The organism is Paracoccus liaowanqingii, from assembly GCF_004683865.2.
Classification (GTDB): Bacteria; Pseudomonadota; Alphaproteobacteria; order Rhodobacterales; family Rhodobacteraceae; genus Paracoccus; species Paracoccus liaowanqingii.
Map to the genome: position 1 here is coordinate 2,736,766 of NZ_CP038439.1, position 19,476 is coordinate 2,756,241.

General features: G+C 68.8%; 16 protein-coding genes. 8 read left to right on the plus strand and 8 right to left on the minus strand.

All coding sequences use genetic code 11. From position 1 onward, the window contains the following. Window positions 1-3: 3 nt before the first annotated feature. Together E4191_RS13255 and E4191_RS13260 are read right to left on the minus strand one after the other, a co-directional pair. Window positions 4-1,176, minus strand: a complete 1,173-nt coding sequence (locus tag E4191_RS13255; protein ID WP_135313820.1) for an aspartate aminotransferase family protein — start codon at window positions 1,174-1,176, stop codon at window positions 4-6. 151 nt (window positions 1,177-1,327) lie between these two features. Continuing rightward, window positions 1,328-2,164, minus strand: coding sequence for an ABC transporter permease (locus E4191_RS13260; RefSeq protein WP_228461314.1), 837 nt, complete (start codon window positions 2,162-2,164; stop codon window positions 1,328-1,330). Window positions 2,165-2,281: 117 nt separating this feature from the next. Here E4191_RS13260 and E4191_RS13265 point away from each other — a divergent pair, with 117 nt between their 5' ends. Beyond that, entirely contained in the window at window positions 2,282-2,917 is a 636-nt protein-coding gene (locus E4191_RS13265) for a GcrA family cell cycle regulator (RefSeq protein ID WP_135313821.1), read from the plus strand. A gap of 83 nt (window positions 2,918-3,000) precedes the next feature. Here the strand turns inward: E4191_RS13265 and E4191_RS13270 are convergent, their stop codons facing one another. Beyond that, the gene (locus tag E4191_RS13270) at window positions 3,001-3,771 is read right to left on the minus strand and encodes a hypothetical protein (protein WP_135313822.1); all 771 of its coding nucleotides are present in this window, start codon (window positions 3,769-3,771) and stop codon (window positions 3,001-3,003) included. Window positions 3,772-4,082: 311 nt separating this feature from the next. On the opposite strand from E4191_RS13270, the gene metG reads away from it, so the two are divergent. From metG to rocF, 3 genes are all read left to right on the plus strand, one after another. Continuing rightward, window positions 4,083-5,801 (plus strand): methionine--tRNA ligase, encoded by a 1,719-nt coding sequence (gene metG, locus E4191_RS13275; protein ID WP_135313823.1) that lies wholly within the window; start codon window positions 4,083-4,085, stop codon window positions 5,799-5,801. Between the two features lie 152 nt (window positions 5,802-5,953). Further along, a complete protein-coding gene (locus E4191_RS13280; protein WP_135313824.1) occupies window positions 5,954-8,014 on the plus strand; it encodes a TonB-dependent receptor plug domain-containing protein in 2,061 nt (686 codons plus the stop codon). A gap of 110 nt (window positions 8,015-8,124) precedes the next feature. Then, window positions 8,125-9,048, plus strand: coding sequence for an arginase (rocF, locus tag E4191_RS13285; protein ID WP_135313825.1), 924 nt, complete (start codon window positions 8,125-8,127; stop codon window positions 9,046-9,048). Window positions 9,049-9,131: 83 nt separating this feature from the next. On the opposite strand, the gene E4191_RS13290 is transcribed toward rocF, so the two are convergent. The 3 genes from E4191_RS13290 to E4191_RS13300 form a co-directional block, all read right to left on the minus strand. Beyond that, window positions 9,132-11,156 (minus strand): catalase, encoded by a 2,025-nt coding sequence (locus E4191_RS13290; RefSeq protein WP_135313826.1) that lies wholly within the window; start codon window positions 11,154-11,156, stop codon window positions 9,132-9,134. 448 nt (window positions 11,157-11,604) lie between these two features. Beyond that, on the minus strand, window positions 11,605-12,819 hold the full coding sequence (locus tag E4191_RS13295) for an MFS transporter (RefSeq protein ID WP_135314474.1): 1,215 nt from the start codon (window positions 12,817-12,819) through the stop codon (window positions 11,605-11,607). Next, complete coding sequence (locus E4191_RS13300; protein ID WP_135313827.1) at window positions 12,816-13,367, minus strand: LabA-like NYN domain-containing protein; 552 nt, start codon at window positions 13,365-13,367, stop codon at window positions 12,816-12,818. Before E4191_RS13300 ends, E4191_RS13295 begins: the two co-directional genes overlap by 4 nt. Before the next feature lie 108 nt (window positions 13,368-13,475). Between E4191_RS13300 and folK the strand changes: the two genes are divergently transcribed. The 4 genes from folK to E4191_RS13320 all read left to right on the plus strand — a co-directional run bounded on the left by folK (window position 13,476) and on the right by E4191_RS13320 (window position 17,402). Further along, window positions 13,476-14,075, plus strand: a complete 600-nt coding sequence (gene folK, locus E4191_RS13305; protein ID WP_135313828.1) for a 2-amino-4-hydroxy-6-hydroxymethyldihydropteridine diphosphokinase — start codon at window positions 13,476-13,478, stop codon at window positions 14,073-14,075. A gap of 72 nt (window positions 14,076-14,147) precedes the next feature. Further along, complete coding sequence (gene rpoZ / locus E4191_RS13310; protein ID WP_111299747.1) at window positions 14,148-14,504, plus strand: DNA-directed RNA polymerase subunit omega; 357 nt, start codon at window positions 14,148-14,150, stop codon at window positions 14,502-14,504. A 41-nt stretch (window positions 14,505-14,545) separates the two neighbouring features. After that, window positions 14,546-16,660 carry a RelA/SpoT family protein gene (locus tag E4191_RS13315; RefSeq protein ID WP_135313829.1) on the plus strand — a complete coding sequence of 705 codons (2,115 nt, stop codon included), beginning with the start codon at window positions 14,546-14,548 and terminating at the stop codon, window positions 16,658-16,660. Between the two features lie 46 nt (window positions 16,661-16,706). Next, on the plus strand, window positions 16,707-17,402 hold the full coding sequence (locus E4191_RS13320; RefSeq protein ID WP_228461316.1) for a DUF2062 domain-containing protein: 696 nt from the start codon (window positions 16,707-16,709) through the stop codon (window positions 17,400-17,402). Window positions 17,403-17,421: 19 nt separating this feature from the next. Here the strand turns inward: E4191_RS13320 and E4191_RS13325 are convergent, their stop codons facing one another. Both E4191_RS13325 and rodA read right to left on the minus strand, forming a co-directional pair. Then, window positions 17,422-18,330, minus strand: a complete 909-nt coding sequence (locus tag E4191_RS13325) for a 2-hydroxyacid dehydrogenase (RefSeq protein WP_135313830.1) — start codon at window positions 18,328-18,330, stop codon at window positions 17,422-17,424. Window positions 18,331-18,334: 4 nt separating this feature from the next. Further along, on the minus strand, window positions 18,335-19,474 hold the full coding sequence (gene rodA / locus E4191_RS13330) for a rod shape-determining protein RodA (protein WP_135313831.1): 1,140 nt from the start codon (window positions 19,472-19,474) through the stop codon (window positions 18,335-18,337). Window positions 19,475-19,476: the final 2 nt, after the last annotated feature.

Genomic DNA, 19,476 nt, shown 5'->3' on the forward strand with positions numbered 1-19,476 from the left:
GCGTCAGGCCGCCAGGCTGGCCGCGGCGCGGTCCAGGCGCGCGGTGGCCTCGGCGATCTCGGCATCCGAGATGTTCAGGGGCGGCAGCAGGCGCAGCATGTTGTCGGCGGCGGGCACCGTCAGGATCTGCTGGTCATAGCCTGCGCGCACCACATCCGCGGGCGCCACGCGGCATTTCAGCCCCAGCATCAGCCCCTGCCCGCGCACGCCCTCGAAGACGGCGGGATGGGCGGCGATCAGCCCCTCCAGCTTCTGGCGGAACAGGGCGGCCTTGCGGTTCACCTCGGCCAGGAAGGCGTCGTCGGCGACGATCTGCATGACGCGGGCGCCCACCGCGCAGGCCAGGGGGTTGCCGCCGTAGGTGGACCCGTGGCTGCCCGCCACCATGCCGGCCGCGGCATGTTCGGTGGCCAGCACCGCGCCCAGGGGGAAGCCGCCGCCGATGCCCTTGGCGACCATCATGATGTCGGGCGCGATCCCCGCATATTCATGCGCGAACAGACGCCCCGTCCGGCCCATGCCGCATTGCACCTCGTCCAGGACCAGCAGCGCGCCGGTCCGGTCGCAGATCTCGCGCAGCCCCTTCAGGCAGGCATCGGGCAGCGGGCGGATGCCGCCCTCGCCCTGCACGGGCTCGACCAGGATCGCGGCGGTGCGGTCGGTGACGGCGGCGTTCAGCGCCTCGTGATCGCCCCAAGGCAGCGTGCGGAAGCCCGGCATCAGCGGGCCGAAGCCCTTGACCATCTTTTCCGACCCGGCGGCGGCGATGGCCCCGGTCGAGCGGCCGTGGAAGGCCCCCTCGAAGGTCAGGATCTCGATGCGGTCGGGATCGCCCGCGTGATCCCAGTGCTTGCGGACCATCTTGATGGCCAGCTCCGCGGCCTCGGTCCCGGAATTGGTGAAGAAGACCGTGTCGGCAAAGGTCGCCTCGACCAGCAGGTCGGCCAGACGCTCCTGCTCGGGGATCTGGTACAGGTTCGAGACGTGCCAGATGCGGCCCGCCTGCTCGGTCAGCGCCGCGACCAGGTCGGGATGCGCATGGCCCAGCACATTGACCGCGATGCCCGCGCCCAGATCCAGATAGCGGGTGCCGTCGGCGGTGATCGCCCAGGCCCCTTCCCCCCGCTCGAAGGCCAGGGGGGCGCGGTTATAGGTCGGCAGGACGTGCGGGATCATGGGCAGGCTCCGGCGATGGATGGGGGAATGGCGGAAACGACGACAGGGACGCGGGCCCGCGAGGGGCCGGCATCAGCGTCGGGTGCGAAGGGGGCGTCGTTTCGTCATGGCGCGAAGGATGCGCAGCTTTGCCCCGCAAGGCAAGCGCAAATCAGGGCTTCATCCGATAGCCCGAGCGCAGCCAGCGCCACGCCAGGTACAGCACCCCCGCCACCACGGCCGCGCAGATCAGCGCGCCGCGCCAGACCGGGGCGTCGCTGACCCCGGTGACGCCAAAACGCGCCCCGTCGATCAGGTAGAAGATCGGGTTCCAGTGCGACAGCATGTTGAAGGGCTGCGGCAGCGCCTGCACCGAATAGAAGGTGCCCGACAGGAAGCTCAGCGGCGTGATGACGAAATTGGTGATCGCCGCCATCTGGTCGAACTTCTGCGCCATGATCCCGGCCAGGATCCCCAGCCCTCCCAGCATCAGCGCCGCCAGCAGCACGAAGACCAGCGTCCAGACCGGATGCGCGATGCCCCGCCCGGTGACCAGCACCATGCCCGTGCCGATCACGGTCGCCACCAGCAGGCCGCGCACCACCGACCCCGCCAGATAGCCCGCCAGCAGCTCGCCCGCCGACAGGGGCGGCATCAGCGTGTCGACGATGTTGCCCTGCACCTTGGCCGCCGTGATGGAACTCGAGGTATTGGCGAAGGCGTTCTGGATCACCGTCATCATCAGGATGCCCGGCCCCAGAAAGACCAGATAGGGCAGCCCCATCACCTCGCCCCGCCCCTGGCCCAGGGCCAGCGCAAAGACCACCACGAACAGCCCCGCCGTCATCAGCGGGGCGAAGATCGTCTGCTGCCAGACCGCCATGAAGCGCATGACCTCGCGCCGCGCCAGGGTGCGCAGGCCCAGCCAGTTGACCCGGCCGAAGCGGCGCACGCCCATGGCGGGGTCGTCGGCACGGGGGGGCATGGCAGGCATTTGGGGGGCGTTCATCTGGCGGTCCTTGAATTTCTGCGCTTGCGCGGCTAGATCTCGGCATCCCGTTTGTGACGGGGCCAATCGCAGGTTACAAGATGGGGCGGCACGAGAAGCCCGCCCGGAAAGGCAGCCATGTCCTGGACGGATGAACGTGTCGAGACGCTGAAGCGCATGTGGTCCGAGGGTCAGTCGGCCAGCGCCATTGCCAAGGAACTGGGGGGCGTCACCCGCAACGCGGTGATCGGCAAGGTCCATCGCCTAGGTCTGTCGAACCGCAACGAGGAGCCCGAGGCCGCGCCCGCCCCGGCGCCCGAGCCGGTGGTCGCCGCCGCGCCGGAGAAGAAGCCCGCCAAGCCCGCCCCGCAGCCCGCGCCCGCCGCGGCACCGCGCCCCGAGCCCGTCGCCGCAGCCCCCGCGCCCGAGCCGGTGGTCGCGGCCAGCACCACGCCCGAGCCCTCGACCCAGCCCGCCTTCGTGCCGGTCCCGCGCCGTCCCATCGTGCCGGCGGGCCAGCCCCTGCCGCCCCAGCCCTCGGCCAACGAGATCAGCCCCGAGGCGCTGGCTTCGGTCCGCGAGGTCGAGAAGCGCGCCAAGAAGCTGACCCTGATGGAGCTGACCGAACGGACCTGCAAATGGCCCATCGGCGATCCGGCCACGGACAAGTTCTGGTTCTGCGGCCTGCCCTCGGTGGCAGGCAAGCCCTATTGCGAGGCCCATGTCGGCGTCGCCTTCCAGCCGATGAGCTCGCGCCGCGACCGTCGCCGCTGACGGCCCGCGCCCCGATCGATGCAAAAAGGCCGCCCCTTGGGGCGGCCTTTGTCATGGGGGATCAGGGGGCCAGGGGGGCCTGATCAGGTCTGGCGCCCCCGCCGGCGCGCCCCCTCCGTCGCCGCGCCGGAGGGCGCCGCGCTCCGGGGCTCGGGGGGCCGGGGCTTGATGGTCCGGGGTTCCGGGGTCCGAAGCTTGGGGGTCGCGGCGCGGCGGATCAGGCTCAGCCCCACCACCTGCAGGATCAGGATGGCGCCGAACAGCTCCATCGCCTCCTCGCTGCGCCCCGCCGTGCGGTTGGCCCAGTCCGAGATCTCGATGCCCCAGGGGGCCAGCTTGCGGCCCAGACCGTCCAGCGACTTGGCCACCCCGTAGAGCGCCAGCGCCGCCAGCATCAGCCAGGCCCAGACATCGCGGCCGCGCAGCGCCCGCAGCCAGTCGGGCAGGTTGCGCCGCAGCAGCCGCAGCCCGGCCCAGACCAGCAGGATCACGACCGCCGCGCCCGCGATCTTGTGGGCCAGCGGCCCGTCGCCGGAATAGAGCCGCAATTGCAGGATGCCGCTGCCAGTGAAGGCCTTGTCCCAGTCCAGCTCGCGCAGGCCCGCCGCCAGCACCAGCACCGCAAGATGCCAGCGCCCCCAGTCGCGGCGCCGGACCATCTCCACCCCCAGCGCCAGCGCCGACAGCAGCAGGAACAGCGCCGAGGTCTGCTCGATCGGCCCCGATTCGGCGAAGATGTCGGTGACCGTCTCGGCCGTCACCATCCCCACCATCAGCCAGCCCAGCGCCAGCGCGCAGGACAAGGCAAACAGCAGCAGGGGATCGCGGCGGCGGTCGTCGGTCTGATCGGGCATCGGGCTCTCGTGACAGTTCGGTGACAGTCGGACCTGTGGACTGGGGGGCCACATGTCAAGGCATGCCCCCGCCCGCCGCCCCGACGTCACGGGCGCTCGAGGCCCGCGCAACGCCCGCAAGCCGTGTACGCCCTGTGCCGCCCCGGTGCCGCCGCCGTGCCCGTCCGGTGCGCGCCCCGGCCCAGCATTTGCTGGCGATCCGCCCTTCGGTGCGCACGGGCCGTTGCGCGCACCGCCCGTGCAACGCGCGCAGACTTTCCAACCCGGCGCAACAGGGCTAGAGATGCGGCCATCCCGAAAGGACGCATGCCATGGCCCGCCACCTCATCACCTCCGCCCTGCCCTACATCAACGGCATCAAGCATCTGGGCAATCTCGTCGGCTCGCAGCTGCCCGCCGACCTCTATGCCCGGTACCTGCGGGCGCGGGGCCATGAGGTGATGTTCATCTGCGCCACCGACGAACACGGCACCCCGGCCGAGCTGGCGGCGGCCAAGACCGGCGAGGCGGTGGACGATTACTGCGCCCGCATGCACGGGCTGCAATCCGACCTGGCGCAGGGCTTCGGCCTCAGCTTCGACCATTACGGCCGGTCCTCCAGCGCCCGCAACAAGGGCCTGACCCAGCATTTCGCGGGCCGCCTGGCCGATCGGGGCTATATCCGCGAAGTCTCTGAAAAGCAGGTCTATTCCCATGCCGACGGCCGCTTCCTGCCCGACCGCTACATCGAGGGGACCTGTCCCAATTGCGGCTATGACAAGGCGCGCGGCGACCAGTGCGAGAACTGCACCAAGCAGCTGGACCCCACCGATCTGATCGATCCGCGCAGCGCGATCTCGGGCTCGACCGACCTCGAGGTGCGCGAGACGCGCCACCTCTACCTGCGCCAGTCCGCGCTCAAGGACCAGATCGCCGCCTGGATCGACGCCAAGGCCGACTGGCCGATCCTCACCACCTCGATCGCCCGCAAGTGGCTGAACGACGGCGAGGGCCTGCAGGACCGTGGCATCACCCGCGACCTGGACTGGGGTGTGCCGGTGAAGCGCGGCGATGCCGAATGGCCGGGGATGGAGGGCAAGGTCTTCTACGTCTGGTTCGACGCGCCCATCGAATATATCGGCGCAACGGCGGAATGGGCCGATGCGACCGGCCGCGACGACGCCGCCTGGCGCCGCTGGTGGCGGCTGGACCAAGGCGCCGAGGACGTCACCTACACCCAGTTCATGGGCAAGGATAACGTTCCGTTTCATACGCTTAGCTTTCCGGCCACGCTGATCGGATCGGGCGAGCCGTGGAAGATGGTCGACTACATCAAGTCGTTCAACTACCTCACCTATCAGGGCGGGCAGTTCTCGACCTCGCAGGGGCGCGGTGTCTTCATGGACCACGCGCTGGAGATCCTGCCCGCCGATTACTGGCGCTGGTGGCTGCTGTCCCACGCCCCCGAATCCGGCGACAGCGAGTTCACCTGGGAGAACTTCCAGCAATCCGTGAACAAGGATCTGGCCGACGTGCTGGGCAACTTCGTCAGCCGCATCACCAAGTTCTGCCGGTCCAAGTTCGGCGAGGCGGTCCCCGACGGCCCCGCCTATGGCCCCGAGGAACAGGCCCTGACCGAGGCCCTGACCACCCGCCTGCGCGCCTACGAGGGCCACATGGCCGCGATGGAGGTCCGCAAGGCCGCGTCCGAACTGCGCGCCATCTGGGTGCTGGGCAACGAATACCTGCAATCCGCCGCCCCCTGGTCGGTCTTCAAGACCGATCCCGACCGCGCCGCCATGCAGGTGCGGATGGGTCTGAACCTGATCCGCTTCTACGCGGTCCTGTCCCAGCCCTTCATCCCCTTCGCCACCCAGGGCATGCTGGCCGCGATGAACGCCCCGGACGCCGGATGGCCCGAGGACGCGGCCCAGGCCCTGCAGGCGCTGCCCGCCGGCCATGCCTTCACCGTGCCCGAGGTCATGTTCGCCAAGATCTCGGACGACAGCCGCGCCGAATGGGAAGAGCGGTTCCAGGGCGTCCGCGCCTGATCGTGGCAGATCGGCAACAGAGGCGTCCCAGGCAGGCGGCGGCCTTGCCCGTCCGGACTGGCGCCTCTATTCCGACAAAAATACCCAGGTAAACGGCTTCTCCCTCTGGCCGGGCCCCCAGGCAGATCCCTTTCCCTGCCCCGGAGCCTGCCATGCCGACCCTTCCCCTGCCCGCGTCCCGCACCCTGCGCCGTCCCGTCCGGGCGCTTCTGCTGATCTCCGCCCTGACCGGCCCGGCCGTGGCGCAGGACGCGCCCCAGCCCATCCTGCTGGACGAGATCGTGCTGGTCACCTCGGCCTCGTCGATCGCGACGACGATCCAGGACGCCCCGGCCTCGATCACGGTGATCGACCAGCAGGCGATCCAGGCCAGCGGCGGGCGCGATCTGGCCGACGTGCTGCGCACCGTGCCGGGCCTGAACCTGACCCGCAGCAATGACGGCAATTCGAACGTCTCGTTCCGGGGCCTGTCCAGCAGCCGCACCCTGACCCTGATCGACGGCAAGCGCATCAGCACCGGCAACACCTTCGCCCGCCACTATCAGGGCGACCTGCAGGTCGTGCCGCTGGACGCGATCGAGCGGATCGAGGTCGTGCGCGGCCCGATGTCGACGCTGTATGGCTCGGACGCGATGGGCGGCGTCATCAACATCATCACCAAGCCCTCGGCCAAGACCTGGAGCGGCTCGATCACCACCGATTTCGGGCTGGCCGATGCCGGGACCACCGCCGACAGCCGGGCGATCTCGGGCTATGTCTCGGGGCCGCTCGGGCGCGGGGTCAGCCTGTCGGCCTGGGCCAAGCTGGCCGAGACCGAATCGCCCGACGACCCCTATGACATCTCCGACATCCGCGGGGTGCCCACGCCGCAATACGCCTCGAACGGGATCCGCACGCAGACCCTGGGCACCCGGCTGACCTGGGCGCCCGACGACACGGTGGAATGGGGGATCGAGGGTCAGGTCTCGGTCGACGACTACCTGGCCGCCGACACCGGCCCCGACGAGAACGAGGTGACCAAGGACAGCCTCGCCCTGACGAACGAATGGCAGCTGGGCACCGGGCAGCTGTCCAGCTATCTGCGCCACGAGATGTCGGAGAACCGCAGCCGCAACGCCGAGACGCTCGGCTGGAACCCGGCGATCGCCTATGACACGACGACGCTGGAATCGCGCTTCACCGACCGGGTCGTGCTGGGCGCGCGCGCGCTGGACTATACCCTGGGCGGGCTGGTGTCCCATGCCAGCCTGGACGATCCCGACACCACCGAAGGCCGCGTGATCGAAGGCTCGGCCACCACCGCCGCGCTCTATGCCGAGGGGCGGTTCGAGATGACCCCCGACCTGACCGTCACCGGCGGGCTGCGGCTGGATCACCACGAGGATTTCGGCACCCATGTCACGCCACGCCTTTATGCCAACTACCGGCTGACCGACGCGCTGATGCTGAAGGCGGGCTATTCGCAGGCCTTCGTGGCGCCCGACCTGCGCAACCTGAACCCGAACTATCAGATGGGCTCGCGCGGCAACGGCTGCAAACCCTATCAGGGGCCCTGCACCATCATCGGCAATCCCGACCTGCAGCCCGAGACCTCGGACAATTTCGAACTGGGCCTGAACTATCAGGGCGCCCGCACCAGCTGGGAGGTCACGGCCTTCTACACCGATGTCGAGAACATGCTCAGCGCGCGGCGCACCGACCTGACCACCCCCGACGGCACGCCGATCTTCCAGCGCGACAATTTCGACTATGGCAAGACGGCGGGGGTCGAGGCCGGGTTCGACACCGCCCTGACCGACGATCTGACCTGGACCACCTCGGCCACCCATATCGCCAGGTCGGAGTTCCGCTATGGCGGCTTCGACACGACCTATCCGATGGCCACCACGCCGGAATGGAACGTGACCACCGGCCTTGCCTGGCAGGCCAGCGCGCGGCTGACCCTGTCGGGGCAGGTCACCTATGTGGGCAAGCAGGCGGGCTACGTGGTCGAGGACGGGCTGGTCGTGGGCGACGGCGAGCAGGCCTCGGTCCCGGCGGGCCAGAACAGCGACGCCTATGCGCTGGTCGACGTGGCCGCCGCCATCGACATGACCGACACCACGACGCTGAACCTGGGCATCGACAACCTCTTCGACCGCCAGCCCGACTCGGAGGTCGACTATCGCGAGGATGGTCGGCTGTTCAAGCTGGGCCTGACCACCCGCTTCTGACACCGAAGGGCCGCCCCCCGCACCGGGGCGGCCCATTCCTCTCGCGCCCCCGTGGACATTGCCGCCCCCAGCCCCCCAAATGGGCCAAGGCCAACAAACCGGAAGGCGCCATGACCCATTGCATCCTGATCGGAGCCCCCGTGGACGAGGGCCAGCGCCGCCCCGGCTGCCTGATGGGCCCCGCCGCCTATCGCACCGCCGGACTGGCGGGCACGCTGACCGCCCTGGGCCACAGCGTCGAGGATCGCGGCGACGTCGCCCCCGCGCCCGAGGGCGGCGAGACCTGCGACAACCCCGCCGTCCACCACCTGCCCCAGATCATCGCCTGGACCCATGCCCTGCGCGAGGCGATGCAGACGGCCCTGCCCCATGGCCTGCCCATCGTGCTGGGGGGCGACCACTCGCTGGCCCTGGGCACCGTGTCGGGGGTCGCCGCCCATGCGGCCAGCCAAGGCCGGGCGCAGTTCGTCATCTGGCTGGACGCGCACAGCGACTTCCATACCGTCGCCAGCACGACCTCGGGCAACCTGCACGGCACGCCCATGGCCTATGCCAGCGGGCTGCCGGGCTTCGATCCCTTCCCGCCCTTCCCCGCCCCGATCCCCGGAGAGAACATCTGCATGTTCGGCATCCGCAGCGTCGATCCGGCCGAACTGGCACTGATGCAGCCGACCGAGATCACCGTGAACGACATGCGCGTGCTGGACGAACAGGGCATCGTGGCCCCGCTGCGCGCCTTCCTCGACCGGGTGCGCGCCGCCGACGGCCTGCTGCATGTCAGCCTGGACGTGGATTTCCTCGACCCCTCGATCGCCCCCGCCGTGGGCACCACCGTCCCGGGCGGCGCGACCTTCCGCGAGGCGCATCTGGTCATGGAACTGCTGCACGAATCCGGCCTCGTGACCTCGCTCGAACTGGTCGAGCTGAACCCCTTCCTCGACGAACGGGGCCGCACCGCCAGACTGATGGTCGATCTGGTCGGCAGCCTGATGGGCCGCAAGGTCTTCGACCGCCCCACCCGCAGCTACGGATAAGGGCGGACCCGCCGGCCCGCCCCTTTCATCTTGGCAGAAATATCCTCCGGGGGGTCCGGGGGCGGAAAGCCCCCCGGTCCAGGTCACCAGATCTTGGCTTCCCGGTCGTAGAACCGCTGCCCCGCGGCCGTCACGAAGGCCTCCGGATCCAGCTTGGTCACGCCCGCATCGGGCACCACGCCCGCCGCTGCCAGCAGCTTGGCCGAGGCATCGTCCGCCCCGATCGCCTTCAGATGCGCGAAGGCGTCCGAGACGAAATCGACCGCCGGCTTGAACTTGGCCATCTTCGCCGCATCCTCGGCATCCAGCACCAGCGCCACCGCGTCGAACAGCACCGAGGGCGAGCCCGCCAGCTGCGCCTCGGCCTTGCCGCGCTCCTTGGCGATCAGCACGACGCTGCCGCCCTCGGCCTCGACGGCCGTGCGCAGCGCCTCGACCTTGGCCATGTCGCCGCCATCCCCGATCAGGATGCCGACCTTGCGGCCCTTCAGGATGTGCTTGGCGCTCTTCATGATCGACAACGCATCCGAGGGTGCCATGTCGATCGGCGCCCGCATCGGAGTCGCGGCCTCGGGCAGATCCTCGGCCAGGCCCTCGGCCACGGTCTCGGCCAGATCCTCGTCGATCACCCGCAGATGTCCCAGCACGCGCTGGATCACATGGCCCAGGCCCACCTTGGACAGCTCGAAGGTGATCGCATCCGAGATATGGGTCTGCTCGGTCTCGGTCTGGCTGCGATAGAACAGCCGCGCTTGGCTGTAATGGTCGCCGAACAGCTCGGCTCGGACGCGCAGCTTCTCGTCCGGCTGGTTGCCCAAGTCGGTCATCGACTTGACGGTCGCAAAGCCCTGATCGCTGGCGCGGGGACCGGGATCCTCGCCCGCCTCGTGCAGGCTGTTCGGCTCGTAATTGGCGCGGCCCTTGGGCACGGCCATCTGCATCATCCCGTCGCGCTGGAAGTTGTGCATGGGGCATTTGGGCGCGTTGATGGGGATCTGGTGGAAGTTGGTCGTCCCCAAGCGCGACTTCTGCGTGTCCAGATAGCTGAACAGCCGGCCCTGCAGCAGCGGGTCGTCGGTGAAGTCGATCCCGGGCACGACATTGGTCGGCAGGAAGGCCACCTGCTCGGTCTCGGCAAAGAAGTTGTCGGGGTTCCGGTCCAGAACCAGCTTGCCCACGATGCGGACGGGAATGTCCTCCTCGGGGATCAGCTTGGTCGCGTCCAGCACGTCATAGGGCTGCTTGGCCGCCCATTCGGCGTCGAAGGTCTGGATGCCCAGATCCCATTCAGGGAAGTCGCCCTGCTCGATGGCCTCCCACAGGTCTTGGCGGTGATAGTCTTGGTTGGCGCCCGCTGTCTTGACGGCCTCGTTCCAGACCTGGCTCTGCAGGCCAAGACGCGGCTTCCAGTGGAACTTGACGAAGGTCGACTTGCCCTCGGCATTGACCAGCCGGAAGGTGTGGACGCCGAAGCCCTCCATCATGCGCAGGCTGCGCGGGATGCCCCGGTCGGACATGGCCCACATGACCATGTGCATCGATTCGGGCATCAGCGACACGAAATCCCAGAAGGTGTCATGCGCGCTGCCGGCCTGCGGATAGCCCTTGTCGGCCTCCATCTTGACCGAGTGGATCAGGTCGGGAAACTTGATCGCATCCTGGATGAAGAAGACCGGGATGTCGTTGCCGACCAGATCCCAGTTGCCCTCGTCCGTGTAGAACTTGACCGCGAAGCCGCGCACGTCGCGGGGCGTGTCGACGCTTCCCGCGCCGCCGGCCACCGTGGAAAAGCGCGTGAAGACCGGAGTGCGGCCGGGCTTTGCCAAGACGCCCGCGCGGGTCAGTTCGGGAATGGGATCGGTGCATTCGAAATAGCCGTGCGCGCCCGAACCGCGGGCGTGGACGATCCGCTCCGGGATCCGCTCATGGTCGAAATGAAAGATCTTTTCGCGCAGGACGAAATCTTCCAGCAGCGTCGGGCCGCGGGCTCCGGCCCTCAGGCTGTTCTGGTTGTCCGAGATGGGGACGCCGTGATTGGTGGTCAGGGGCTCGCCACCCGTCTGGTGGATCTCGCCCCCGTTGCCGCGGGTCTCGCTGATATGGGCCATGTGCCCTCCTGTTGCTGTCGCGTTGGGTGGATAACAAGCCCCGCCGGGGGCCGGTTCCGCCGGTGCGACCCCATGGCCCTCGGACGGCTTGCCCAATGCGCCCGGTCCTGCGATATGACGGAAGATGATGATGCGGACGTGGCGAAATCGGTAGACGCAGCAGACTTTGACGTTTTGGAGTGCCCGGTGGGAAACCGCCGGTGCAGAACCGCTCAAATTCGGGGAAAGCTGACGGGTTCGCCCCTGCCAATCCCGAGCCAAGCCCCCGCCTGCGGGGGAAGGTGTAGAGACTAGACGGGCGGCGCCTAAAACCTTCCGGGGTCACGGCGAAGGGATAGTCCAGACCACGAACGGGGCGCCTGCGTCCCGGCGGCGAAAGTCGAAGTGGTACGAAAATCTGTTTTCTTCGGAAGTGCGGGTTCAAGTCCCGCCGTCCGCACCATCATCCTCAGCGCCGGCCCCCGGCCAGCGCGCGCGCCTGCGGCAGGGCGCGCAGCAGCAGCATCGCCCAGACCCCCACCGCGGGCCCCGGCACCAGCGCCAGGAACACCCACCGCCAGCCGTCCAAGGCCGTCGCCAGCAGCGGCAGCAGCCAGATCGCCACGACCGTCAGGGCAAAGCCCAGGGCCAACTGCAGCGTCAGGGCGGTGCCGACCAGCCGGGGATCGGCCAGTTCGGACACGGCGGCCGAGAATTGCGCGCTGTCGCCGACGATGCTGATCCCCCAGACCAGCGCGATCAGCGCCAGCAGCCAGGGCGGCCCGCCCCAGGCCCATCCGATCAGCGCCGCGCAGCCGCCCGACACCGCCATCATCCCCGCAGTGGTCAGGCAGCGCCCGATCCGGTCCGACAGCCAGCCGCCAAGCGCGCAGCCCAGGACGCCGGCGGCGATCACCGCGAAGGTCAGCAGCGACGCCCCGCCCTCCGGCAGCCCGCCCGCCGCAGGGGCCGCCAGCGCATAGGCCAGAAACCACGCCCACATGGCATACAGCTCCCACATGTGGCCCAGATAGCCCAGGGTCGCCAGCCGCAGGGGCCGGTCGCGCAGCACGCGCAGCGTCTGGCGCGGATCGAAGCGGGCGCGGGCGAAGCCGTGCGGCCCCTCGCGCACCGCCAGCCCGAAGATCGCGGCCGAGACCAGCGCCCCCACGCTCGCCCCCGCGACCACCCATCGCCAGTCCAGACCCTCGCCCAGGCCGCGCAGCAGATGCGGCAGCGCCGAGCCGAGCGTCAGCGCGCCCACCAGCAGCCCCATGGCCAGCCCCCGGCCCGCCACGAACCAGGTGGCCATCAGCTTCAGCGCGGGGGGATAGACCCCGGCCAGCGCGATGCCGGTGGCCAGGCGCGCGGCCAGAAGACCGCCGAAGCCGGGTTGCAGCAGCACCGCCGCATTGGCCAGCGCCGCCAGCAGCGCCGCGACGGTGATCAGCCGCGTCATGCGCAGGATGTCGGGAAGGTTCACCGCCGAGGCCGCCAGCGCCCCCAGCACGAAGCCGATCTGCACCGCATTGGTCAGCCAAGCCGCCTGCCCCCCGGACAGGGCCCAATGGGCGACCAGGTCGGGGCCGATGGCGGTGGTCGAGAACCAGCAGGCCATCGCGCCGATGACGCCGGCGCAGATCAGCGCCAGCGCCCTCCAGCGGCCGGGGGCCGGGGGTGTCAGGTCTCGACCTGCTGCGGCTCGCGCGGGGGACGGCCGATGATGTCGCGCAGGGCGTCCAGCTCGATGAAATTGTCCGCCTGGCGCCGCAGGTCGTCGGCGATCATCGGCGGCTGGCTGCGGATGGTCGACACGACCGAGACGCGCACGCCGCGCCGCTGCAGCGCCGCAACCAGAGGACGAAAATCGCCGTCGCCCGAGAACAGCACGGCGTGGTCCAGATGCGGGGACAGTTCCATCGCATCCACGGTCAGCTCGATGTCCATGTTGCCCTTGACCTTGCGGCGGCCCTGGGCGTCCGTGTATTCGCGCGCCGGCTTGGTGACGACGCAATAGCCGTTGTAATGCAGCCAGTCGACCAGCGGCCGGATGGGCGAATACTCCTCGCCCTCGACCAGCGCCGTGTAATAGTAGGCGCGCGTCAGCTTGCCCCGCCGGTCGAATTCCTGGCGCAGCAGCTTGTAGTCGATGTCGAAGCCAAGGGATTTTCCGGCAGCATAAAGGTTCGCGCCGTCGATGAAGAGTGCCAATCGATCGTCTTTGTAAAACATCCTGTTGCCTTCGGTTCGGGAATACGGTCAAGGCATGAATCGAATCAGGGCCTGCGGCCCGACGCGATCGGCCCGCAATATGGACCTGCCGGGAAAAAAGAGAAATGCGTGGCCGACCTGTCTTTTGGTATCGTCGCCCTGGGCGCAAATCTTCCCCTGCCCGCGCAGGATCCGGTGACGACCCTGCGCAAGGCACTGACCATGTTGCAGGACGTGCCGCAGATTTCAATCGCCGCGATCAGCCGGATCTGGCGCACGCCCGCGATGCCCGCCGGATCGGGGCCGGACTATGCCAATGCGGTGGCGCTGATCCAGACCGGACTGACGGCGCCGGACCTGCTGGCCGCGCTGCACGGGATCGAGGCCCGGCACGGCCGCGACCGCAGCGGTGGGCGCTGGTCGGCCCGGGCGCTGGATCTGGACCTGATCGCGCTGGACGATCTGATCCTGCCCGATGCGGACCATCTGCGGGCCTGGATCGACCTGCCCGCCGACCGCCAGCAGACCGACACGCCCGACCGGCTGCTCCTGCCCCATCCCCGCCTGCAGGACCGCGCCTTCGTGCTGGCGCCCCTGGCCGAGGTCGCGCCGGGCTGGTGCCACCCGCTGACCGGGCGCAGCGTGGCGCAGATGCTGGACGCCTTGGGACCGCGGGCGCTGGACGGGATGACCCCGATGGGCGGGGCCCACCTGCCCGGTTTGGCTTGACACGGGCGCCGATGCCGTTCAGGTGTCCTTTTTCGCCCCGAATGTCCGATTCGCAACTGCACAGGTAGATTCATGGCCCGCGTAACGGTTGAAGACTGCGTCGACAAAGTTCCCAACCGCTTTGACCTGGTGATGCTCGCCTCGCATCGCGCCCGCGAGATCACGGCAGGCTCCGCGCCCACCGTGGACCGCGACAACGACAAGAACCCGGTGGTCGCCCTGCGCGAGATCGCCGAGGAAACGCAGCCCGTCGACGACCTGCGCGAGCGGATGATCGAATCGACCCAGACCCAGATCGAGGTCGACGAGCCCGAGGAGGACGCCATGGCCCTGCTGCTGGGCGCCGAGGTGGACCGTCCCAAGCCCGCCGACGAGGAATCCGAGGAACGCATGCTGCGCATGATGCTGGAAGCCAACCAGCGCGGCTGATACGGTCCCGACATGCACGACAAAAGGTCTTCGGCAGCATCATGATTGACGTCGAAGACCTTCTGGCACTGGTCCGGAACTACAACCCCCGCAGCAACTGCGCCCTCATCCGCGATGCCTACGAATACGGCATGCGCATGCACGAGGGCCAGTTCCGCCATTCGGGCGAGCCCTACTTCACCCATCCCATCGCCGTCGCCGCCATCCTGACCGAGATGCGGCTGGACGACGCGACCATCGTCACCGCCCTTCTGCACGACACGATCGAGGACACGCGCTCGACCAAGGACGAGGTCACGGCGATGTTCTCGGCCGAGATCGCCGAGCTGGTCGACGGGGTCACCAAGCTGACCAACCTGGAACTGTCCAGCACCCAGTCCAAGCAGGCCGAGAACTTCCGCAAGCTGTTCATGGCCATGTCGCGCGACATGCGGGTGATCCTGGTCAAGCTGGCCGACCGGCTGCACAACATGCGCACCATCCGGTCCATGCGCCCCGACAAGCAGGTCCGGAAGGCGCGCGAGACGATGGACATCTATGCCCCCCTGGCGGGGCGGATGGGCATGCAGTGGATGCGCGAGGAGCTGGAGGATCTGGCCTTCAAGGTCATCAATCCCGAGGCCCGCAGTTCCATCATCCGCCGCTTCGTCAGCCTGCAGAAGGACAGCGGCGACATCATCGGCAAGATCACCGCCGACATCCGCACCGTGCTGGAGAAGGAGGGGATCGAGGCCGACGTCTTCGGCCGCGCGAAGAAGCCCTTCAGCGTCTGGCGCAAGATGCAGGAAAAGCAGCTGGCCTTCTCGCGCCTCTCCGACATCTACGGGTTCCGCATCATCACCCGGTCCGAAATGGACTGCTATCGCGCGCTCGGCGTGATCCATCACCGCTGGCGCGCCGTGCCGGGGCGGTTCAAGGATTACATCAGCCAGCCGAAATCGAACGGCTACCGGTCGATCCATACCACCGTGTCCGGGCGCGACGGCAAGCTGGTCGAAGTGCAGATCCGCACCCGCCAGATGCACGAGGTGGCCGAGGCGGGCGTGGCCGCGCACTGGGCCTATCGCGACGGAGTGCGGACGCGGAACCCCTTCGCCGTCGATCCCGCCGAATGGATCGCGCAGCTGACCGACCGTTTCGACACCGAGGACCACAACGAGTTCCTCGAGCACGTCAAGATGGAGATGTACCAGGACCAGGTCTTCTGCTTCACCCCCAAGGGCGACGTGATGCAGATGCCGCGCGGCGCGACGCCCATCGACTTCGCCTATGCGATCCACACACGGTTGGGCAATTCCTGCGTGGGCGCCAAGATCGACGGCATCCGCGTGCCCCTGTGGACACGGTTGAAGAACGGCCAGTCGGTCGAGATCATCGCGGCCTCGGGCCAGCGCCCGCAGGCCACCTGGCTGGACATCGTGGTGACGGGCCGCGCCAAGGCCGCGATCCGGCGGTCCTTGCGCGAGGAGGACCGCGACCGCTTCATGCGCTTGGGGCGCGAACTGGTGCGGGTCAGCTTCGAGCATGTGGGCCGCAAGGTCACCGACAAGGCGCTGCGCACCGCCGCCAGGCAGATGGGCATCCCCTCGGCCGAGGAGCTGCTGGCCCGGATCGGCAGCGCCGAGAACTCGGCCAAGGAGGTGCTGGGCGTCCTCTATCCCGAACTGGCCGACCGCCATGACGAGATCGACGGCCAGCGCCCCTTCGCGGGGCTGGAGGCCGATGCGAACTTCAAGCGCGCGCCCTGCTGCAACCCGCTGCCGGGCGAGCGGATCATCGGCATCACCTATCGCGGTGCGGGCGTGGTCATCCATGCCATCGACTGCCCCGTGCTGGCCGAATTCGAGGACGCGCCCGACCGGTGGGTGGACCTGCAATGGCAGGAGGGGCGCCACCCGGCGGCCTATTCCACTGTGCTCAATCTGACGATCCGGCACGATGCCGGCGTGCTGGGGCGCATCTGCACCTTGATCGGGGCGCAGGGGGCGAATATCTCGAACCTCGAGTTCATCGCGCGCAAGCCCGACTTCTACCGCATCGAGGTCGAGGTCGAGCTGCGCGACCATGAGCATCTGCACAACCTGCTGACCGCCCTCGAGGCGGAAAGCGACGTGGCGCAGGTCTCGCGGGTGCGGGACCCGGCTCTGAAACCCTGAGGTTGGCGGGCCAGGCCCGCTGCCGCAGACGCAACGGGTGGTCTTCGTGTTCAAACGCCGCAAGCCGCGCAGCTATGGCCAGATGGCCAGCGAGCTGATCTATCCCCGGGGCGGCTGGCGGCGGGCCGGCACCTATGTGGCCCACCGGCTGAGCCGCCTGCCCGACCAGCCCCACCGGATCGCGCGCGGCGTGGCGGCGGGGGTCTTCGTGTCCTTCACCCCGCTGTTCGGGTTCCACTTCCTGTCGGCGGCGGCGGTGGCCTGGATCATCCGGGGCAACGTGCTGGCCGCCCTTCTGGCGACCTTCGTGGGCAACCCGGTCACGCTGCCCTTCATCGCGCTGGTCTCGGTCGGGCTGGGACGCAAGATCCTGGGGCTGGACGGCGATCTGTCGCCCCAGTTCATCTTCGGCGAGTTCTCGCGCGCGGCGGGCGAATTGTGGCACAATCTTCGGTCCCTCTTCGGGGACGAGATCGCGCATTGGAACAACCTAGGGGATTTCTTCTTCCAGATCTTCTGGCCCTATGTGGTGGGCGGCAGCATCCTGGGCCTGGCCGTCTCGACCGGCACGCATTACCTGACCGTGCCGGTCTTTCGCGCCTATCAGCGGCGCCGCGAGAAGAAGATGGCCGAGCGGATCGCCCGGGCCTCGACGCGGGCGGCGGAGCTGGCCGTCGCGCGGGCGGCCGAGGCCGAGGGGGGCGCTGCCCCCCGTCCTGCGGACTCCCCCCGGGATATCTGAAGACCGCCGCAGAGGGGGGTCAGTAGCCCTTGGCACGGTCCACGAGATTGAGGACGGGCTGCCCTGACAGGGCGCGGCGCAGGTTCCGGGCGGCGACCGGGGCGGCGGTGGCGGGGCGGGTCTCGGCGGCGATATGGGGCGTGACGGTGACGGCGGGGTGGGACCAGAAGGGATGGTCGGCGGGCAGCGGTTCGGTCCGGAAGACGTCCAGCACCGCATGGGCGGGGCGGCCTTGGTCCAGCCCGGCCAGAAGGGCCGCGTCGTCGATCAGCGTGCCGCGGCCGGGATTGATGAGCCAGGCCCCTTCGGGCAGCAGCGACAGGCGGCGGGCGTCCAGCAGGTCGCGGGTGGCGGGGGTGGCGGGCAGCAGGCAGATGAGGATCTGCGCCTCGGCCAAGACCGCATCCAGCGCCGCGACGGGGTGGACGGTGACGCCCGGGACAGGGTGGCCCGAGGCGCTGATCCCGGTCAGGGGAAAGCCGATCCCCCCCAGCATGGCGGCGGTGGCGCGCCCCAGTTCTCCCATCCCCAGGATGGTGACGGGGCGCTCGGGGGCCAAGGGCGGGACGGCGCCGTTGCGCCAGCGGCCGTCCTGGGCATAGCCGTCCATGCCCAGATGCGCGCGCAGGGCCCAGCCCGTGCAGTATTCGGCCATGCCCCGCGCCAGCCCCGGATCGACCATCCGCGCCAGGGGCTGGGTCAGGGTCGGGTTGGTGACGATCCGCTCGACCCCGGCCCAGAGGCTCTGGACCAGCTTCACGCGGCGATAGGGGGTGAAGTCGTCGATGTCGCCGCCGGGCGCGTAGATGATCGCGTCAAAGGCGGCCGGATCGCCCTCGCGCGCCAGCTCCATCTCGGGCAGGGCGGTCCGCAGGGCCGGGGCCCATTCGGCCCAGGCAGAGTCGCGGGCGGAAAAGCGGACCTTCATGGCGTCACCTCGGTCTGTGGACATGGGCGGATTGCACCAGGCCGAAGCCCAGCATCAGGATCATCAGCGAGGTGCCCCCGTAGCTGACCAGCGGCAGCGGCGAGCCCTTGGCGGGCAGAAGCCCCATCACCGTCGCCATGTTGATCGCGAAGTACAGAAAGAACGTCCCCGAGATGCCGATGGTGATCAGGCTGGCGAAGCGGTCGCGGTTGGTCAGCGCCGAATAGAGGCAGAAGCCCAGGATCAGCATGTAGAGCACCAGAAGCGACGAGGCCCCGATGAAGCCGAACTCCTCGGACAGGACGGTGAAGATGAAGTCGGTGTGCTTCTCGGGCAGGAAGTTCAGCCGCGACTGCGTGCCCTGCATGAAGCCGCGCCCCGACAGCCCGCCCGAGCCGAGCGCGATCTGGCTCTGGATGATGTTGTAGCCCGCCCCCAGGGGGTCGGCGGTGGGGTCGAGGAAGGTGTCGATGCGGCGGAACTGATAGTCCTTGAGAAGTTGCCAGTCGGTGCCCCGGCTGCGCATCACCGCCACCACCAGCCCCACCGCGGCCCCGATAACCGCGCCGAAATACCACACCGAGACACCCGCCGCGAACATCACGATCCCGCCCCCCGCGATCAGCATGATCGAGGTGCCCAGGTCGGGCTGGATCAGCACCAGCGCGGTGGGCGCCACGATCAGCAGGATGGGCAGCAGCACCCAGAGCGGCCGGGACACGCGGTTCAGCGGCAGCCAGTCGTAATAGGCGGCCAAGAGCAGGACCAGCGCGATCTTCATCAGCTCGGACGGCTGGATGCGGATCGGGCCGATGTCGATCCAGCGCTGCGCGCCCATGCCGATCGTGCCGAACAGGTCCACCGCGATCAGCATCAGGAAGCAGGCGACATAGGCCGCGACCGAGATGCCGCGCCAGAACCACATCGGCACGAAGGCCAGCCCCAGCATCAGGACCATGCCGATGGCAAAGCGGATCATCTGCGGCTCGGCCCAGGTGTCGATCCGTCCCCCCGCCACGGAATAGAGCATCAGGAAGCCGATGCAGCTGACCGCGGTGATCAGCAGGACCAGGGGCCAGTTGATGTAGAGGATCTTGCGAAACCCGGTCGGGACCTGCGCCGTCTGATAGTCGAGATAGGACATGC

Coding starts and splice junctions, on each gene's coding strand:
- rodA (WP_135313831.1), bottom strand. CDS start 19,474: ATGTCCTATCTCGACTATCAGACGGCGCAGGTCCCGACCGGGTTTCGC.
- E4191_RS13300 (WP_135313827.1), bottom strand. CDS start 13,367: ATGTTTTACAAAGACGATCGATTGGCACTCTTCATCGACGGCGCGAAC.
- E4191_RS13280 (WP_135313824.1), top strand. CDS start 5,954: ATGCCGACCCTTCCCCTGCCCGCGTCCCGCACCCTGCGCCGTCCCGTC.
- E4191_RS13265 (WP_135313821.1), top strand. CDS start 2,282: ATGTCCTGGACGGATGAACGTGTCGAGACGCTGAAGCGCATGTGGTCC.
- rpoZ (WP_111299747.1), top strand. CDS start 14,148: ATGGCCCGCGTAACGGTTGAAGACTGCGTCGACAAAGTTCCCAACCGC.
- rocF (WP_135313825.1), top strand. CDS start 8,125: ATGACCCATTGCATCCTGATCGGAGCCCCCGTGGACGAGGGCCAGCGC.
- E4191_RS13270 (WP_135313822.1), bottom strand. CDS start 3,771: ATGCCCGATCAGACCGACGACCGCCGCCGCGATCCCCTGCTGCTGTTT.
- E4191_RS13315 (WP_135313829.1), top strand. CDS start 14,546: ATGATTGACGTCGAAGACCTTCTGGCACTGGTCCGGAACTACAACCCC.
- E4191_RS13290 (WP_135313826.1), bottom strand. CDS start 11,156: ATGGCCCATATCAGCGAGACCCGCGGCAACGGGGGCGAGATCCACCAG.
- E4191_RS13325 (WP_135313830.1), bottom strand. CDS start 18,330: ATGAAGGTCCGCTTTTCCGCCCGCGACTCTGCCTGGGCCGAATGGGCC.
- E4191_RS13255 (WP_135313820.1), bottom strand. CDS start 1,176: ATGATCCCGCACGTCCTGCCGACCTATAACCGCGCCCCCCTGGCCTTC.
- E4191_RS13260 (WP_228461314.1), bottom strand. CDS start 2,164: ATGAACGCCCCCCAAATGCCTGCCATGCCCCCCCGTGCCGACGACCCC.
- metG (WP_135313823.1), top strand. CDS start 4,083: ATGGCCCGCCACCTCATCACCTCCGCCCTGCCCTACATCAACGGCATC.